Genomic DNA, 16,558 nt, shown 5'->3' with positions numbered 1-16,558 from the left:
CCTTCTCGGCCACCGCCAGAGCCGGTCTGCCCCCCTACCAGCGCCGGCGGCGGCGCCCCATGGAGACGAGCGAGCCCTGCGGGAGGACGACGTCCGGGTCGAGCGTCCGCGGCACGGAGCTGAGGAAGATCGCGAAGACCGGCGGGCGGCGCTGGGCCAGCTCGAGCCGCCCGCCGTCGGCCGCCACGAGGTCCCGCGCGAGAGCGAGACCCAGGCCGGTGCCGCCGCCGGACGTCACGTGCTTGTCGAAGATGTCGGCGGCGAGGTCGTCGGCGACACCGGGCCCCTCGTCGGCGACCTCGATGACGACGCCGTGGCCGGAGCCCGACGAGCGGGCGCGGACCGTCGTCGTCCCGGCCCCGTACTTGAGCGAGTTCTCCAGGAGCGTGGAGAGCACCTGCGCGAGGGCACCGCGCGTCGCCAGCACGGTGAGGTCCTCGATGTCGGGCAGGTCGAGCCGGCGTCCGGCCTGGGCGAACGTCGGGGACCACTCCTCGCCCTGCTGGGCGAAGACGTCCTCGAGGCGGAGCGCCTCCGTCGTGCCGCCGCTTGCCTTGCGGGAGTTGCGCAGGAGGTCGTCGACGACGCCGACGAGCCGCTCGATGAGCTCGAGGCTGATGCGGGCCTCTTCGCGCACCTCCTCGTCCTCGCTGAGCGCCTGGATCTCCTCGAGGCGCATCGAGAGAGCGGTGAGCGGGGTGCGCAGCTGGTGGGAGGCGTCCGCCGCGAACTGGCGCTCGGCGGCGAGGCGCCCGGCCATCCGGTCCGCCGTCCGGGCGAGCTCGGCGAAGACGAGGTCGATCTCCTCGACGCCGGAGCGCGCGAGCTGGGGCCGGACCTGCCCGGAGCCGAGCTGCTCGGCGCTCGCGGCGAGGTAGATGAGTGGCGCCGCGAGGCGGCGCGCCTGGCGCCGGGCGACGAGGATGCCGACGCCGAGCGCGAGGAGCGAGGCGACGACGACGAGCGCCACCACCTGGACGCCGCGCCAGCGGACCTCGTTCGCCGGGACCTCCATCCGCACGATGGCGCCGGCCGGGGTGGTCTGGCGGGCGCGGACGACGTTCCCGTCGATCGTGGGGCCGGCCCGGAACTGCTGGCCCTGCGGGCTCTGGACGAAGATGCTCGCGGCGAGGTTCTCGTCGCCCCCGACCCAGGGCTCGAGCATCGCGTCGTCGAGCTCTTCCTCGTTCGTCAGCCGGCGCTCGACCGAGCGGGCGAGGGAGGCCGTCCGCAGCTCGAGCGTGGAGCGCTCGGCGTCCCACATCATGAGCGCGCCGAAGACGGCGAGTGGTACCCCGAGGAGCAGCACCGCGACCGCGACGGCCGCGACCGTCATCTGTACCGCGCGACGGCGCAACCTCGGCTCAGCTCTCCCCGGTCTCGAACCGGAATCCCATGCCCCGCACGGTCGTGACGTACCGCGGGTCGTTCGCGTCGTCGCCGAGCTTGCGGCGCAGCCAGGACACGTGCATGTCGAGCGTCTTCGTCGAGCCCGACGGGTCCGACCCCCACACCTCGCGCATGAGTGCCTCGCGCCCGACGACGGAGCCCGCGTCCCGGATGAGGACGCGCAGGAGCTCGAACTCCTTCGCCGTCAGCTGCATCTCCCGGGTGCCCTGGAAGGCACGGTGGGCGGCGACGTCCACGCGCACGTCCTGGGCGACGAGCTCGTCCTCGTCCGTCAGCTCGCCGCCGGCGCGCCGGAGGAGGGCCCGGACGCGGGCGAGGAGCTCGGCGAGACGGAAGGGCTTCGTCACGTAGTCGTCCGCACCGGCGTCGAGCCCGACCACGAGGTCCACCTCGTCGGCGCGCGCGGTGAGGACGAGGATCGGCGTCGTCATGCCCTGGGTCCGCACCCACCGCGCGACGTCGAGGCCGTCCATGTCCGGCAGGCCGAGGTCGAGGACGATGAGGTCGACGTCGGAGGCGTTGTCGATCGCCCCCTGGCCAGTGCCGAAGGCGCTGACGTTGTAGCCCTCACGGGTGAGAGCACGAGCCAGGGGCTCGGCGATGGCCGGGTCGTCCTCGACGAGAAGCACGTTGGTCACGCGATCATCGTAAAGGCTCGCACCCAGTGGTGGGCGCGGAGCAGACCAGACTTTTACCTGGACGGGTGCTTCTCGAGCCGTTCGGCGGCCCGGCGGAGCTCGATCGGCGCCACCTGACCGATTCCTGGCATCTCCGCCGGGGGCCACTGCACGAGGGTGTACCGCTCGCCCCTGGGGCCGGCCGCCAGCAGGTCCGCGCTCGCCGAGTCCATGAGGACCGTGCCGGCGCCGGCGACGTCGACCAGACGCGAGGCGAGGTTGACCGCCGGGCCGAAGACGTCGCCCGAGCGGGAGACGACCCGGCCCCAGACGAGCGAGGCGCGCACAGGCAGGAGCTTGGGCCGCGCCGCGACGGCCTCGACGATCCCGAGCGCGACCTCCGCCGCCGTCGGGAGGTCGTCGGCGACGTAGAGGACGGCGTCGCCGATCGTCTTGACGACGCGGGCGCCGTGGGAGGTGATGACGTCCCGCGTGGCGAACTCGAATCCCTGGACGAGCTCGGTGAGCGCGTGCGAGCCGAGCTGGGCCGAGCTGCGGGTGAAGGAGACCATGTCCGCGAAACCGAGCGCGCGCGGGAGCGGGAGGCTGTCCGGGTCCCCGCCCTCGACGGGACGGTGGGCGATCTCACGCTCGATGCGGCGGGCGAGCGCCGCGACCTGGCGGCGCCACGCGTAGACGAGCTGGTCCTGCATGACCTCGCCGAGGAGCGTCATGCGGTCGAGGACGACGAACCGGGCGCTCGTGTCGTCCAGCTGGAGGCGGCGCGCGGCGTCCTCGACGAGGGCCTCGGTCTGCCACAGGGCGAGGCGGTCGGTCATGTGGCTCTGCGCGCGGACGAGGGAGATCGCGGTCGTCTCGTCGATGACCCCGCCCTCGACGAGCGCGGCCATGTCGCGCAGGGCCTCGACGTCGCGCGGGGTGAACGTGACGGCGTCGTCGTCGACGTCCGCGAAGCCCATGGCCCGCCAGAACGAGCGCGCCGTCTCGAGGCGCACGCCGGCGCGGGCCGCGAGGTCGACCATCGTGAGGGACGGCACCCCGCCGATGAGCGCCCGCTCGTGGGCGGCGACCGTGGAGAAGCCGTTGTCCGCGGTGCCCTCGGCGGGCGGGGTGCCGTGCCGGGCCCACGGCACGGCCGGGTCGAGCGTGCGCGCACGGGGTTCGGGCGTGCGCTCAGGTGGCGAGGGCTCAGGTGCGGGTGCGGTGGCCGCGGGGGTCCCGTCCGCGGACGGCTGCGCGGGCGCACCGACGGGAGCCGTCACGTCGGTCTCGTCCGCCGTGGCCCCTGTCCCTGTCGCGCCGCTCACATGGTCGAGGTTATCCCGGCCGTGTCCCTCGCCACATCGACCGCCGGTCCCGCCCCGATCACGCGGCCTCGGCCTCACCCGGGCGGACCCGCCGTCGCGCCACGGAGGTGGACGACGTCGCCGGCGAGCACGGCGACCTCACCCGCGGCGGTCGCCACGAGAAGGTGCCCGTGGTCGTCGAGGTCCGTCCCGGTCCCGGTGACCGTGCCGCCGCCGGGAAGGTCGACGCGCACCTCCTGACCGATGCTCGCGCACGCCTCGTGGACGGCGGAGCGCACCGCTGCCGGGGGCGCGACCCCGCCCTCCCCCTCCCACGCCCGCAGGATCGCCGCGAGCCCGGCACCGATGCGCCCGAGGAGGTCCATCGGCTCGGCGACGGGCAGGCCCGCGAGCGCGAGCGACGTCGCCCACGGCACCGGCAGGTCCGCCTGGCCCTGGGTGAGGTTGACCCCGATGCCGACGACGACGGCGGTGCGGCCGGCCCGATCCGCGCTGTCCTGCGCTCCGCCGTTCTCGTTGCGGCCCGCACCCGTGCCTGCGGCGGGGGCGACCGGGACGACCTCCGTGAGGACGCCCGCGACCTTGCGGTCGGTGCCCCAGCCGTCGAGCGGCGGGCCGGCGTCGCGGACGAGGACGTCGTTGGGCCACTTGAGGGCGACGGCCGGGCCGGCGGTCGAGGGGGCCGCCGAGCCGGGGCCGGTGGGGGCGACGCGCTCGCCGGCCCGCCCCGGCGCGCCGGCCGCTCCGTCCCCGAGGGGAGTGGGCCGCCCGAGCACGCCGAGGTGCCGGCAGCCGCCGACGGCGCGCGCGACCGCCAGCCCCGCCAGGAGCGTGATCCACCCGAGCTGGTCGGGCGCGACGAGGGGGCGCAGGAGGATCGAGGCGGTCAGCGCCGCGCCCGGGGGCGTCTCCCACGCCCGCCCCGACCGGCCGCGACCGGCGTCCTGGTGGTCGGCGAGCAGGGCCGAGAGGTGGGGCCACGCCTCGGGTGCCGCCGCGGCGGCACCGACGAGGTCGGTGCTCGTCGAACCGGTGCGGGCGACGCGCTCGACCCGCGCGAAGGAGGTGGTGTCCATGCGCCCAGCCAACCACCGGGTCGCGGTGCGCACGGCCTGCGCCACCCCCGGACGTTGTGGGACCTGGACAAGGGAACCAGGCAGAACACGCCCGATGGCCGCAGCGAGAGGTGCGCGGTGCGACAACTAGTCTCGTGGGCGTGACCGACGTGCCCGGCCTCGCGCCCTCCGCCCCCGCCCCTGCGACCGCACCGGCGTCCACGGCCGACAAGCTCGCCGACCTCCGTGCCCGTGACGCGGCGCTCGAGCAGGCCGAGACGACCGCCCGGTCGAGGCAGCACCCGCGGGGCAAGAAGTCGGCCCGGGAGCGGATCGCCGGCCTCCTCGACGAGGGCAGCTTCGTCGAGCTCGACGCGTTCGCGACCCACCGGTCGACGAACTTCGGCCTCGGGGCGAAGCGGGTCGCCGGCGACGGCGTCGTCGTCGGGCACGGGACCGTCGACGGGCGCCAGGTCTGCATCTACAGCCAGGACTTCTCCGTCTTCGGCGGGAGCCTCGGCGAGGTGCACGGGCAGAAGATCACGAAGGTCATGGACCTGGCCCTGCGGACCGGCGTGCCGCTCATCGGCATCTCCGACGGCGGCGGTGCCCGCATCCAGGAGGGCGTCGCGGCCCTCACCCAGTTCGCGGAGATCTTCCGGCGCAACGTCGCCGCCTCCGGCGTCATCCCCCAGATCTCGCTCATCCTCGGCCCGAGCGCCGGTGGGGCCGTGTACTCCCCCGCCCTCACCGACTTCATCGTCATGGCCGACGGCACGTCCAACATGTTCATCACCGGCCCGGACGTCATCCGGTCCGTCACGGGCGAGGACGTCGGCTTCGAGGAGCTCGGCGGCGCCATGACGCACAACGAGCGCTCCGGCGTCGCGCACTACCTCGCCGAGGACGAGGACGACGCGCTCGACTACGTCCGGTCGCTCCTCACGTACCTGCCCTCGAACAACCTCTCCGACCCGCCGGTGTGGCACACCGACGAGGTGCCGCTCGAGACGACGGACTCCGACCTCGAGCTCGACGCGCTCGTGCCCGACTCGGACAACCAGCCGTACGACATGCGCACCGTCATCGAGCACGTCGTCGACGACGGCCAGATGCTCGAGATCCAGCCGCTGTACGCCTCGAACATCATCACGGCGTTCGCCCACGTCGAGGGCCGCCCGGTGGGCATCGTCGCCAACCAGCCGCTCCACATGGCGGGCACGCTCGACATCAACGCCTCCGAGAAGGCGGCACGGTTCGTCCGCACGTGCGACGCCTTCAACATCCCCGTCCTCACGCTCGTCGACGTGCCGGGCTTCCTGCCCGGGACGGACCAGGAGTGGAACGGGATCATCCGCCGCGGCGCGAAGCTCATCTACGCCTACGCCGAGGCGACCGTCCCGCTCGTCACCCTCATCACCCGCAAGGCCTACGGCGGCGCCTACATCGTCATGGGCTCCAAGCAGCTCGGCGCGGACGTCAACCTCGCCTGGCCGACGGCGCAGATCGCGGTCATGGGCGCGAGCGGTGCGGCGAACATCCTCCACCGCGGTGCGCTGAAGAGGGCGGCCGAGGCCGGTCTCGACGTCGACGCCGAGCGCGCCCGCCTCGTCGCCGAGTACGAGGACGCCATCGTCAACCCGTGGGACGCCGCCCAGCGCGGGTACGTCGACGCCGTCATCGCGCCGTCCGAGACGCGGGTCCAGGTCATCCGCGCACTGCGCGCCCTGCGGACGAAGCGGGCGTCGCTGCCGGCGAAGAAGCACGGGAACATCCCGCTGTGACCGGCGGCGCGCACGGGCCGGGCCGGGCCGGAGGCGAGGCGCCCGCCTCCGACGGCCGTGCCGACGTGCCCGGCCTCGAGGAGGTCACCACCGTGCCCAGCCCCGACGAGGGCACCGACGACACAGACTGGTCGGGCGCGGGGACGGACGACGTCGTGGCCGCCGCGCTCGGCCCGGCCGGGGTGCGCGACCTGCCGGGCCACGGCGAGGTGCACACCCACACCACCGTGCGCGTGCTGCGTGGCGACCCCGACGACATCGAGCTCGCGGCCCTCGTCGCGGGGATCGTCGCGGCGCGCGGTGTCACCGCCGAGCCGGAGGTGCTCGTGGCCCGGCCGGCCCCGTGGTCCGACCACGCCCGGCCTCTGCGCCTCCCGCCCGTGCCGGGCACGGACGCCTGGCGCTGGTCGCTGCAGCGCTGAGCCGGCCACCCGCCACCGAGCGGGTGGGAGCGGGCGGCTACTACGCTCCCGTGCCGTGACCACACCGGAGCGCACCCCCACCCCGACCGACGCGATCGCCGAGGCGTACGTCCTGCGCCTCGCCGAGCTCGACCCGCTCGAGGCGACGACGCTCGGCCTGCCCGGGCACGACGACGCGATGCCCGATCTCTCCCCCGCAGGCCTCGCCGCCCGCGCCGACACCGCCCGCCGGACGCTCGCCGACCTCGCCCGGACCACGCCGACGGACGACGTCGACCGGATCACGCACGCCGCCATGACGGAGCGCCTCGGGCTCGACGTCGAGCTGCACGACGCCGGGGAGCTCGGCCGGGAGCTCAACGTCATCTCCTCCCCCGTCCAGTCCCTGCGCGAGGTCTTCGACCTCATGCCGACGGCGACGGCGGCCGACTGGCAGAACGTCGGCGCCCGTCTCGCCGCCCTCCCCGCGGCGCTCGACGGCTACCAGGAGTCGCTGCGGGCGGCCGCCGCGCGCGGGCAGGTCGCGGCCGTGCGCCAGGTCGAGGCCGCCGCCGCGCAGGCCGAGACGCTGGCCGAGGCCGAGACCTCCTTCTTCACGACCTTTACCGCCGGCGCCCGCCCCGACGGCGCGCCCGCCGGTGGCGCCCTCGCGACCTACCTCGCCGACGGGGCCGCCGCGGCACGCGAGGCCTACGCGGGGCTCGCCGGCATGCTGCGCACCGAGCTCGTCCCGCAGGCCCCGACCGAGGATGCGGTGGGGCGCGAACGGTACGAGCTGTGGTCGCGCCACTTCCTCGGCGCCCGCGTCGACCTCGACGAGACGTACGAGTGGGGCCTCGCCGAGCTCCGCCGCATCGTGGCCGAGCAGGAGGCCCTCGCCGAGCGGCTCTACGGCCCCGGCGTGAGCGTGAGCGAGGCGATGGCGCGCCTCGACGCCGAGCCCGCCCGCCAGATCCACGGCACCGACGCCCTCCGCGAGTGGATGCAGGAGACCTCGGACGAGGCGCTCGCCGCGCTGGCCGACACCCAGTTCGACATCCCGGCGCCGGTGCGTCGCCTCGAGTGCCGCATCGCCCCCACCCAGAGCGGCGGGATCTACTACACCGGGCCGAGCGCGGACTTCAGCCGTCCCGGCCGCATGTGGTGGTCGGTCCCCGCGGGCGTGACGGAGTTCGCGACGTGGCGTGAGAAGACGACCGTCTACCACGAGGGCGTCCCCGGCCACCACCTGCAGATCGGGCAGACCGCCTACCGCTCCGAGCTGCTCAACACGTGGCGGCGCCTCGCGTGCTGGGTGAGCGGGCACGGCGAGGGCTGGGCGCTCTACGCCGAGCGCCTCATGGCGGACCTCGGCTTCCTCGACGACCCGGGCGAGGCGATGGGCATGCTCGACGGGCAGCGACTGCGCGCCGCGCGCGTCGTCCTCGACATCGGCGTCCACCTCGGCAAGCCGGCGCCCGAGGAGTGGGGCGGCGGCACGTGGGACGCCGGGAAGGCGTGGCCGTTCCTCCTCGCCAACGCGAACATGGCGGAGGGGTTCCTCGCGTTCGAGCTCGACCGGTACCTCGGGTGGCCGGGGCAGGCGCCGTCGTACAAGGTCGGCCAGCGGCTGTGGGAGGAGATCCGCGACGCCTCCCGGCGGAGCGGTGGTGTCGACTTCGACCTCCGCGCGTTCCACCGCCGGGCGCTCGACATCGGCTCGGTGGGCCTCGACGTCCTGCGGGACGCGCTCGCGTAGGTGCCTGGCGGGGGCGAGTGGTGTGCGGCAGTCGTAGAGTCCACGTCGATGCGCCTCCTCCTTGCCTCCGCCTCTCCTGCCCGCCGCGCGACCTTGCGCTCGGCCGGGATCGAGCCGCTCGTCCGGGTCTCCGGCGTCGACGAGGAGGCGCTCCTCGCCGCTGCCGAGCGCGACGCCGGCGGACCGGTGCCGGCGGCCGAGCAGGTCCTCCTGCTCGCCCGCGCCAAGGCGCGTGACGTCGTGGCGGCGGGCGTCGGGCCGGACGTCGTCGTCCTCGGATGTGACTCCATGCTCGAGCTGGACGGCGCCGTGCTCGGCAAGCCGCGCGACGCCGCCGACGCGGTCCGGCGCTGGCACGCCATGCGGGGCCGCAGCGGCGCCCTCCACACCGGGCACTGGCTGAGCCGGTCGGTCGACGGCGCCGACGGGCCGGGCCCCGCCGAGCGGGCAGAGCTCGGGGCGACGTCCACGACGGTCGTGCACTTCGCCGACGTGAGCGACGCGGAGATCGAGGCCTACGTCGCCACCGGCGAACCGCTCGCCGTCGCCGGCGCGTTCACGATCGACGGCCTGGGTGGACCGTTCGTCACGGGCATCGAGGGCGACCACCACGGCGTCGTCGGGCTCAGCCTGCCGCTGCTGCGCGAGCTCCTCTCCGCCGTCGGCATCGCGATCACGAGCCTGTGGGACACGTCCGCACGCGACGACTGACGTCGGTGACCGGCGGTCTTGCTGTACCGCCAACAATGCGCCAGTCGCTCGATAGGGTGTCAGTGGCCCTGGACAGCTGGATGGCGCGGTCATCCGCTCGACGATGAGGACGGCATCGGCAACCGGCAGGGCGCTCACCACCGCACCGCCCTCCGTCACTCACACACTCAGGAGTTCCATGGATATCGCCGGCCCCGTCCTCATCGTCGCCACGGCGGTCGTCGCCGTGGTGGTCCTGACCATCGTCGCGTTCATCTACGCGAAGGTGCGCTTCAAGATCGCCACACCCGACGAGGCGCTCATCATCACCGGCCGCAAGAGCGGCAAGCCGGTCATCAACCCTGAGACGGGCGACGAGACGACGGACCTGTCCGGGCAGCGCGTCGTCATCGGGGGCGGCACGTTCGTCAAGCCCGTCTTCGAGCAGGTGGTGCGCCTCTCGCTCGCCTCGCAGAGCTTCTCGGTCGCCGCCGAGGACGCCACCACCAAGAGCGGCGTGGGCGTCACCCTGCGGAGCATCGCCGTCGTCAAGGTCGGCGGCACCGAGCGGATGGTGCGGGCCTCGGCCCAGCGCTTCGCCGGACGCAGCCAGGAGCAGGTCATCGAGCAGCAGACCAGCGAGGTGCTCGTCGGTGTCCTCCGCACGATCGCGGGCACGCTCACCGTCGAGTCGATCCTGTACGAGCGCCAGGAGTTCTCCAAGGAGGTCAAGGACATCGCCGTGCCGATGCTCGCGGAGCGCGGGCTCGTGCTGGAGAACTTCGAGATCCAGACGGTCGAGGACTCCGGGAACTACATCCGCAACCTCGGCCGTCCGCGGGCCGCTGCCGTGGCCCGCGACGCGGAGATCGCCGAGGCGCAGGCGCAGCAGGAGAGCACCCAGCGCTCGAACGAGGCGGCCGTCCAGATCGCGGAGTCGAACAAGGCACTGGCGCTGCGCAACGCCCACATCGCCCAGGAGACCGCCCAGGCCCAGGCCGAGGCCGAGGCGGCGAAGGAGCGGGCCGAGGCCGAGGCGCAGCAGGCCGTGCTCGTCGAGCAGGAGCAGGTGGCCGTGCGCCGCGCAGCGCTGCGCGAGCAGGAGCTGCAGACCGAGGTGCGCAAGCCCGCCGAGGCACGCAAGTACGAGGCGGCGCAGGAGGCCGACGCCCGCAAGTACGCCGCCGAGCAGGAGGCCGAGTCCACCAAGACGGCGGCGATCCGCAAGGCCGAGGCGGAGGCGCAGCGCACCACCGCGCAGGCCGACGCCGAGGCGTCCGCCTCCCGCGCTCGCGCCGAGGCGTCGCTGGTGGAGCAGCAGCGCCGGGCCGAGGGTGCGCTGGCGCTCGCACGGGCCGAGGCCGACGGCGTCCAGGCCCGCGGCGAGGCCGAGGCCGCTGCCGAGCGCGCCAAGGGTGAGGCACGAGGCTCCGCGATCAAGGCAGAGGCCGACGCGTACCAGTCGTTCCCCGACTCGGCCCGACTCCAGATGGTGCTCGACGCGCTGCCGAAGATGGCGCAGCCCTACGCGGACGCGCTCGCCAGCATCGACGACATCACGGTGATCGACAGGGACGGCGCGTCGAAGCTGACCACCCAGGTCGCCGCCGGCGTCCAGGAGCTCGGAACGCTCCTCAAGGCGCAGACCGGCATCGACCTCATCGAGCTGGTCCGCGGCGGAGCGTCCCCCGAGCACCGGCCGGACGGCCTCGCGCCGGCAGGCCGCTCCGCAGGAGCCCACGAGAGCGGCGACAGCTCGCTGACGTAGCCCTGCCGCGGCGAGCACGCCCAGCGGCAGTCGTGGCGGTCGCTGCACGCCCCGGCGGGGGCGTGCAGCGATCACTGCGGGAACCCGGCGGCGGCGTGCAGCGACCGCTGCGGGAACCCGCGGCGGTCGCGCCGCCGGCTTGCGCGCTACGCCCGCGAGCGCCGCATCGCCCGCTTGAGGGTGAGCGATGCGCCGTCGCTGCCCGTCGCTCCGGGCGCCGCCAGCTCGGCGTAGCGCTCGGTCTCGACGCCGTACAGCGCGACCCTGCCCTCGGCGTCGTGGTGGACGCCCCAGCCGTACGTCTTGCCGAGCGGCGAGGCCCGCAGGCACGCCTGCGGCTTGGCGAAGAACTCCTCGCGCGCCTGCGCCCGGTCCTCCTCGGCGATCCCCTTGCGGACCGCGTGCACGGTGAACAGGACGTCGTCCGAGGTCAACGTGTACGGCGCGGCGCTGATGAGCTCGTACGTGAGCGCGGCGACCGAGCCCGGCGCCGTCGGGACCGTGCCGGCTGCCGCGGGGCAGTCCTCGGCGACGGCGATGAACGTCTCGCGGTAGTTCGTGGTGCCCATGGCGGGAGCCTAGGGCGGAGCACCGCCGGCGGACAGGGGCGAGCGCGAATTTGTACGAGCGCTATCAACCCCTCCCGGCCGACGGACCGCATGGCGCAGTCCACTTGTGGGCACTGCACAACTGGACTGCACCGCCGTTGCGAGGATGGACAGACTTGGCCGCCGCCCGAGGGTCGAGTGTGGAGACTGCGCGCCGCCCGGCTAACGTGGGCCGGTCAGTCTTCCCCACCGGGCCATCGAGCGGAGCGTCCATGACGAGCACCTCACCAACGCCGAGCCCGTCCCGTCGGCTCACCAAGGTGCTCATCGCCAACCGGGGCGAGATCGCCGTCCGCGTCGCGCGGGCGTGCGCCGACGCCGGGATCGCGACCGTCGGTGTCTACGCCGAGCCCGACCGCAACGCCCTCCACGTGCGCCTGTGCGACGAGGCCTTCGGGCTGGGCGGCTCCCGCGCCGCCGAGACGTACCTCGACTCGGCGAAGATCCTTGACGTCGCCCGCCGCAGCGGCGCTGACGCCATCCACCCGGGGTACGGGTTCCTCTCCGAGAACGCCGACTTCGCGCAGGCATGCATCGACGCCGGGCTCGCCTGGATCGGTCCACCCCCGTCGGCCATCGAGTCCCTCGGCAACAAGGTGAGCGCACGCCGGATCGCCAAGGCAGCGGGCGCCCCCCTCGTGGCCGGCACCCCTGCCCCCGTCACCGGCGCCGACGAGGTCCTCGACTTCGCGGACACGCACGGCCTCCCGGTCGCCATCAAGGCAGCGTTCGGCGGCGGCGGGCGCGGCCTCAAGGTCGCCCGCACCCGCGAGGAGATCCCCGAGCTCTTCGACTCCGCCGTCCGCGAGGCGACCGCCGCGTTCGGCCGCGGGGAGTGCTTCGTCGAGCGGTTCCTCGACCGCCCGCGCCACGTCGAGACCCAGTGCCTCGCCGACTCCCACGGCACCGTCGTCGTCGTCTCGACCCGCGACTGCTCGCTCCAGCGCCGGCACCAGAAGCTCCTCGAGGAGGCGCCGGCGCCGTTCCTCACGCCCGAGCAGGACGCCGAGCTGCGCCGTGCCTCCATCGCGATCCTCCGGGAGGCCGGCTACGTGGGCGCCGGCACGGCGGAGTTCCTCATCGGCTCCGACGGCACGATCTCGTTCCTCGAGGTCAACACCCGCCTCCAGGTCGAGCACCCCGTCACGGAGGAGGTCACGGGCATCGACCTCGTCCGCGAGCAGCTGCGCATCGCCGCGGGCGAGGAGCTCGGCTACACCGAGGTCGCCTCCCGCGGGCACTCGATCGAGATGCGCATCAACGGCGAGGACCCGAGCGCCGGCTTCCTGCCGGCTCCCGGCACCATCAGCGCGCTCAGCTGGCCCGCCGGGCCCGGCGTCCGGGTGGACTCCGGCGTCGTCGCCGGGGACCGCGTCTCCGGCGCCTTCGACTCGATGCTCGCCAAGATCATCATCACCGGTGCGACGCGGCAGCAGGCCATCGAGCGCGCCCGGCGCGCGCTGCGCGAGGTGGAGATCACCGGGCTCGCCACCGTCATCCCCTTCCACCGGGCCGTCCTCGACGCCCCGGAGTTCGCCGCGACGACGGCCGAGGACTTCGCCGTCCACACGACGTGGATCGAGACGGACTACGCCGCCCGCGTGGCCGAGGCCGCCGCGAGCGCCCCCGCCGCCCCGGCCGCGCCGCCCCAGGAGGACGAGCCGGAGGGCGCGACCGAGCGGGTCGTCGTCGAGGTCGGCGGCAAGCGGCTCGAGGTGGTCCTCCCCGCCGGCCTCGGCATCTCGGCCGGACGCGCCGGGCGCAGCGCGCTGCGCCGCCCGGTCCGGCGCGCCGGGACGAGGGTGGCCGCCTCCTCGAACGGCGGGCTCACCTCGCCGATGCAGGGGACGATCGTCAAGGTCGCGGTCGCCGAGGGCGACCTCGTCTCGGCCGGCGACCTCGTCGTCGTCCTCGAGGCGATGAAGATGGAGCAGCCGCTCGTCGCCCACCGTGACGGGCGCGTGAGCGGGCTGCAGGCGACCGTGGGGCAGAACGTCTCCTCGGGGAGCCTCATCTGCGACATCGCGCCGCAGGCGGAGATCACCGCGGGCTGAGCCCCCCGACGCCCCTCCACGACGCCTCGGGGGGCGTCCCGGCGGCGGGCACCGGCCCGGTCGTGCCAGGCTGAGCCCGTGGACCCTTCCCGCCCGCCGGACCAGCGCCCTCCGCGGCGCCCCGGCGACGCGTGGGTCGAGTGCCGGTGCGGGAGCCGGCACTGGGGTGAGTTCGGCGCCGCCGGCGTGCTCGTGGTCCGCCACGGGGACGACGGCGACGCGGTCGTCCTCCAGCACCGCGCCCTGTGGAGCCACCACGGTGGGACGTGGGGGCTGCCCGGGGGCGCCATCGGACCGGACGAGACGGCGGTCGAGGGCGCCGTGCGGGAGGCCGTCGAGGAGGTGGGTCTGCGCGCCGAGTGGTTGCGGCCCCGCGCGACGTGGGTGCTCGACCACCCCGACTGGTCCTACACGACCGTGGTCGCGGACGCCGTGGCAGCCTTCGAGCCCACGGTGACGGACGCGGAGAGCCTCGACACCCGCTGGGTCGGCGTCGGCGCGCTCGCCGACCTGCCCCTCCTGCCGGCTTTCGCCGCCTCGCTGCCAGAGCTCGCCCGGATCATCGGGCGCCGCCTCGTCCTCGTCGTCGACGCGGCGAACACCGTCGGGTCGCGGCCGGACGGCTGGTGGAACGACCGGCTCGGCGCGACCCGGCGCCTGCGGGACGAGCTCGACGCGCTGGCCAGCACGGGGGTCCCCGCCGACGCCGTCGGCCTGCCCGGGCACACGTGGTTCCCCGACGTCGTCCTCGTCGCGGAGGGTGCCGCTCGCGGGGTGCCCTCGAGCGAGCACACCCGCGTCGTCGACGCCCCGGGCTCCGGTGACGACGAGGTCGTCCGGCAGGTCGCCCTCGCCCTCGGGCTCACCGTCGCGGAGGCGCCCGGCGGCCGCGGTCAGCCAGGCGGGGAACGGGGGGCCGGCACGACCGACGCCGTGCCCGGAACCACCGCGGACCTCGCCGAGAGCGGGGGCGCGGTCGAGGTCGTCGTCGTCACCGCGGACCGCGCGCTCCGTGAGCGGGTGAGCGAGATCGGGGCCGGCGTCGCCGGCCCGCGGCTCATCCACTGACGCCACCGACCTGCGATCTCCCCGCCCAGCGCCGCCGGCCGCGGCACGACGCCCCGGGCCGGGTACTCCGGGCCGGCACCCCCCTGCGTCGTCCCTGCCCGGCGGACGCGTGGTACCGCTGCCCGCCACGTTACGTAGGCTTCGGGGCATGGACGCGCGCATCGGACACGGACTCGGCCTGGCCACGATCACCGACGGCGGGCAGGTGCTCGACGTCTGGTACCCCGCACCGGCCCTCGGCCCGGCGCCGGAGACCCCCGCCGGCGCCGACCTCACGTCCGGGGAGGGCAGGGACGAGGCGCGCGGGGTCCGCACGGAGGTCGTGCGCACCGAGATCGACCTCGATGCCGCCCCGGCCGGCACGGCCGACGCCTACCTGCGCCTCCACCTCCTCTCCCACCGCCTCGTGCGCCCGGGCACCATCAACCTCGACGGCATCTTCGGTGCCCTGCCGATCGTCGTGTGGACGTCGGCGGGCCCGTGCGCCGTCGAGGGCTTCGAGGCCACCCGTGCGCGCCTGCGTGCCCGGGGCACCCACGTGAGCGTCGACGGCGTCGACAAGTTCCCGCGGATGACGGACTACGTCACCCCGACGGGCGTGCGCATCGCCGACGCCTCCCGGGTGCGCCTCGGCGCCCACCTCGCGCCGGGCACGACCGTCATGCACGAGGGCTTCGTCAACTACAACGCGGGCACCCTGGGCCGGTCGATGGTCGAGGGCCGGATCTCCCAGGGCGTCGTCGTCGGCGACGGGTCCGACATCGGCGGAGGGGCCTCGATCATGGGCACCCTCTCGGGCGGCGGGCAGCACGTCATCTCGATCGGCGAGCGTTGCCTCCTCGGGGCGAACGCGGGCCTGGGCATCAGCCTCGGCGACGACTGCGTCGTCGAGGCCGGGCTCTACGTCACGGCCGGCATGAAGGTCTCGCTCCTGCCGGCGCCGGGCGAGGGCGCCGCCGCGCCGCGGGTCGTGGCAGCCCGTGAGCTGTCCGGGAAGGACAACATCCTCCTGCGCCGGAACTCCGTCAGCGGCGCCGTCGAGGCCCTCTCGCGCACGGGGAGCGGAGTCACGCTCAACGACGCGCTCCATGCCTGAGCGCGAGGCCAGGGCGGCGGGCTGCCTCGCCGGTGCCCTCGGGATCCTGCTCGTCCTCGCCCTCGCCGCGGGCGCCGTCGTCGCCGTCCTCACCTGGGTGGTCCCCGCGCGCGTCTCGGACGACTGCACCGTGACGCTCGCGGACGGGACGAGCGCGACCCTCGACGCCGACCAGGCCGACAACGCCGCCCTCATCGCCGCCGTCGCGGTGCGCCGCGCGCTGCCCGCCAGGGCCGTGACGATCGCGCTGGCGACGGCCGTCCAGGAGTCGAGGCTCCGCAACATCGACTACGGCGACCGCGATTCCCTCGGCCTCTTCCAGCAGCGCCCCTCCCAGGGCTGGGGCACCGAGGAGCAGATCCTCGACCCCGTCTACGCGACCGGCGCGTTCTACGACGCGCTCGTGACCGTCCCCGGCTACGCCGACCTGCCCGTCACGGAGGCGGCCCAGCTCGTCCAGCGCTCTGCCTTCCCCGACGCCTACGCCGATCACGAGCCCGAGGGACGCGCGTTCGCCTCCGCGCTCACGGGGCACTCCCCCGCCGCGCTCACGTGCCGCCTCGCCCTGCCCGACGGGGACGCCGCTGACGGCGGCACCGACGTGAGCGGAGTGGTCCTCGCCCGCCTCGAGCGGGACTTCGGTGCGCTCGACGCCTCGGCCGCCGGTGGCGTGGTCACCGCCGACGCTGCGAGCCTCGCCGGTGGTGACGCGGGTGAGCGCCTCGCGTGGTCGCTCGCCCACTGGGCCGTCGCGACAGCCTCCGTGACCGGCGTGACGACCGTCGAGGTGGACGGGCAGGTCTGGCGACGCAGCGACGGCGAGGACGCCCGCTGGGCGAGCGACGCCGGCGCGACAGCCGGCCCCGGGCTCGTCCGGATCTCCTAGCGGCGTCACCGGACGACGGGACTCGGCCGCGAGC

The 16,558-nt window shown here is 74.7% G+C and carries 14 protein-coding genes; 9 read left to right on the top strand and 5 right to left on the bottom strand.

The annotated features are described in order from the left end of the window. Positions 1-34 precede the first annotated feature (34 nt). The 4 genes from V2J63_RS07895 to V2J63_RS07880 all read right to left on the bottom strand — a co-directional run bounded on the left by V2J63_RS07895 (position 35) and on the right by V2J63_RS07880 (position 4,431). Complete coding sequence (locus tag V2J63_RS07895) at positions 35-1,357, bottom strand: sensor histidine kinase (RefSeq protein ID WP_331230466.1); 1,323 nt, start codon at positions 1,355-1,357, stop codon at positions 35-37. A 7-nt stretch (positions 1,358-1,364) separates the two neighbouring features. After that, complete coding sequence (locus tag V2J63_RS07890; protein WP_331230465.1) at positions 1,365-2,048, bottom strand: response regulator transcription factor; 684 nt, start codon at positions 2,046-2,048, stop codon at positions 1,365-1,367. A gap of 53 nt (positions 2,049-2,101) precedes the next feature. Continuing rightward, positions 2,102-3,355, bottom strand: coding sequence for an adenylate/guanylate cyclase domain-containing protein (locus V2J63_RS07885; RefSeq protein WP_331230464.1), 1,254 nt, complete (start codon positions 3,353-3,355; stop codon positions 2,102-2,104). A gap of 74 nt (positions 3,356-3,429) precedes the next feature. Next, a complete protein-coding gene (locus V2J63_RS07880; RefSeq protein ID WP_331230463.1) occupies positions 3,430-4,431 on the bottom strand; it encodes a biotin--[acetyl-CoA-carboxylase] ligase in 1,002 nt (333 codons plus the stop codon). A gap of 140 nt (positions 4,432-4,571) precedes the next feature. Between V2J63_RS07880 and V2J63_RS07875 the strand changes: the two genes are divergently transcribed. The 5 genes from V2J63_RS07875 (at position 4,572) to V2J63_RS07855 (ending at position 10,812) form a co-directional block, all read left to right on the top strand. Beyond that, a complete protein-coding gene (locus V2J63_RS07875) occupies positions 4,572-6,194 on the top strand; it encodes an acyl-CoA carboxylase subunit beta (RefSeq protein ID WP_434056293.1) in 1,623 nt (540 codons plus the stop codon). Then, complete coding sequence (locus V2J63_RS07870) at positions 6,191-6,616, top strand: acyl-CoA carboxylase subunit epsilon (RefSeq protein ID WP_331230462.1); 426 nt, start codon at positions 6,191-6,193, stop codon at positions 6,614-6,616. The genes V2J63_RS07875 and V2J63_RS07870 overlap by 4 nt, the downstream gene beginning before the upstream one ends. 55 nt (positions 6,617-6,671) lie before the next feature. Continuing rightward, complete coding sequence (locus tag V2J63_RS07865; RefSeq protein WP_331230461.1) at positions 6,672-8,354, top strand: DUF885 domain-containing protein; 1,683 nt, start codon at positions 6,672-6,674, stop codon at positions 8,352-8,354. Positions 8,355-8,402: 48 nt separating this feature from the next. Further along, the gene (locus V2J63_RS07860) at positions 8,403-9,065 is read left to right on the top strand and encodes a Maf family protein (RefSeq protein ID WP_331230460.1); all 663 of its coding nucleotides are present in this window, start codon (positions 8,403-8,405) and stop codon (positions 9,063-9,065) included. A gap of 178 nt (positions 9,066-9,243) precedes the next feature. After that, positions 9,244-10,812, top strand: coding sequence for a flotillin family protein (locus V2J63_RS07855; protein ID WP_331230459.1), 1,569 nt, complete (start codon positions 9,244-9,246; stop codon positions 10,810-10,812). A 146-nt stretch (positions 10,813-10,958) separates the two neighbouring features. Here V2J63_RS07855 and V2J63_RS07850 read toward each other — a convergent pair whose 3' ends face one another. Next, positions 10,959-11,381 carry a DUF6157 family protein gene (locus V2J63_RS07850; RefSeq protein WP_331230458.1) on the bottom strand — a complete coding sequence of 141 codons (423 nt, stop codon included), beginning with the start codon at positions 11,379-11,381 and terminating at the stop codon, positions 10,959-10,961. Between the two features lie 251 nt (positions 11,382-11,632). On the opposite strand from V2J63_RS07850, the gene V2J63_RS07845 reads away from it, so the two are divergent. The 4 genes from V2J63_RS07845 to V2J63_RS07830 all read left to right on the top strand — a co-directional run bounded on the left by V2J63_RS07845 (position 11,633) and on the right by V2J63_RS07830 (position 16,524). Beyond that, positions 11,633-13,474 carry an acetyl/propionyl/methylcrotonyl-CoA carboxylase subunit alpha gene (locus tag V2J63_RS07845; protein WP_331230457.1) on the top strand — a complete coding sequence of 614 codons (1,842 nt, stop codon included), beginning with the start codon at positions 11,633-11,635 and terminating at the stop codon, positions 13,472-13,474. 78 nt (positions 13,475-13,552) lie between these two features. After that, positions 13,553-14,542: an NUDIX domain-containing protein gene (locus V2J63_RS07840; RefSeq protein WP_331230456.1), complete on the top strand. Its 990-nt coding sequence runs from the start codon at positions 13,553-13,555 to the stop codon at positions 14,540-14,542. Between the two features lie 148 nt (positions 14,543-14,690). After that, positions 14,691-15,638: a 2,3,4,5-tetrahydropyridine-2,6-dicarboxylate N-succinyltransferase gene (gene dapD, locus V2J63_RS07835; RefSeq protein ID WP_331230455.1), complete on the top strand. Its 948-nt coding sequence runs from the start codon at positions 14,691-14,693 to the stop codon at positions 15,636-15,638. After that, the gene (locus tag V2J63_RS07830) at positions 15,631-16,524 is read left to right on the top strand and encodes a hypothetical protein (protein ID WP_331230454.1); all 894 of its coding nucleotides are present in this window, start codon (positions 15,631-15,633) and stop codon (positions 16,522-16,524) included. Before dapD ends, V2J63_RS07830 begins: the two co-directional genes overlap by 8 nt. Positions 16,525-16,558 lie beyond the last annotated feature (34 nt).

The organism is Georgenia wangjunii (assembly GCF_036421975.1).
Taxonomy (GTDB): domain Bacteria; phylum Actinomycetota; class Actinomycetes; order Actinomycetales; family Actinomycetaceae; genus Georgenia_A; species Georgenia_A wangjunii.
The sequence above is the reverse complement of the archived record's forward strand: the minus strand, read 5'-3'. Positions and strand labels throughout refer to the sequence as shown.

Coding starts and splice junctions, on each gene's coding strand:
- V2J63_RS07845 (WP_331230457.1), top strand. CDS start 11,633: ATGACGAGCACCTCACCAACGCCGAGCCCGTCCCGTCGGCTCACCAAG.
- dapD (WP_331230455.1), top strand. CDS start 14,691: ATGGACGCGCGCATCGGACACGGACTCGGCCTGGCCACGATCACCGAC.
- V2J63_RS07855 (WP_331230459.1), top strand. CDS start 9,244: ATGGATATCGCCGGCCCCGTCCTCATCGTCGCCACGGCGGTCGTCGCC.
- V2J63_RS07880 (WP_331230463.1), bottom strand. CDS start 4,431: ATGGACACCACCTCCTTCGCGCGGGTCGAGCGCGTCGCCCGCACCGGT.
- V2J63_RS07830 (WP_331230454.1), top strand. CDS start 15,631: ATGCCTGAGCGCGAGGCCAGGGCGGCGGGCTGCCTCGCCGGTGCCCTC.
- V2J63_RS07850 (WP_331230458.1), bottom strand. CDS start 11,381: ATGGGCACCACGAACTACCGCGAGACGTTCATCGCCGTCGCCGAGGAC.
- V2J63_RS07860 (WP_331230460.1), top strand. CDS start 8,403: ATGCGCCTCCTCCTTGCCTCCGCCTCTCCTGCCCGCCGCGCGACCTTG.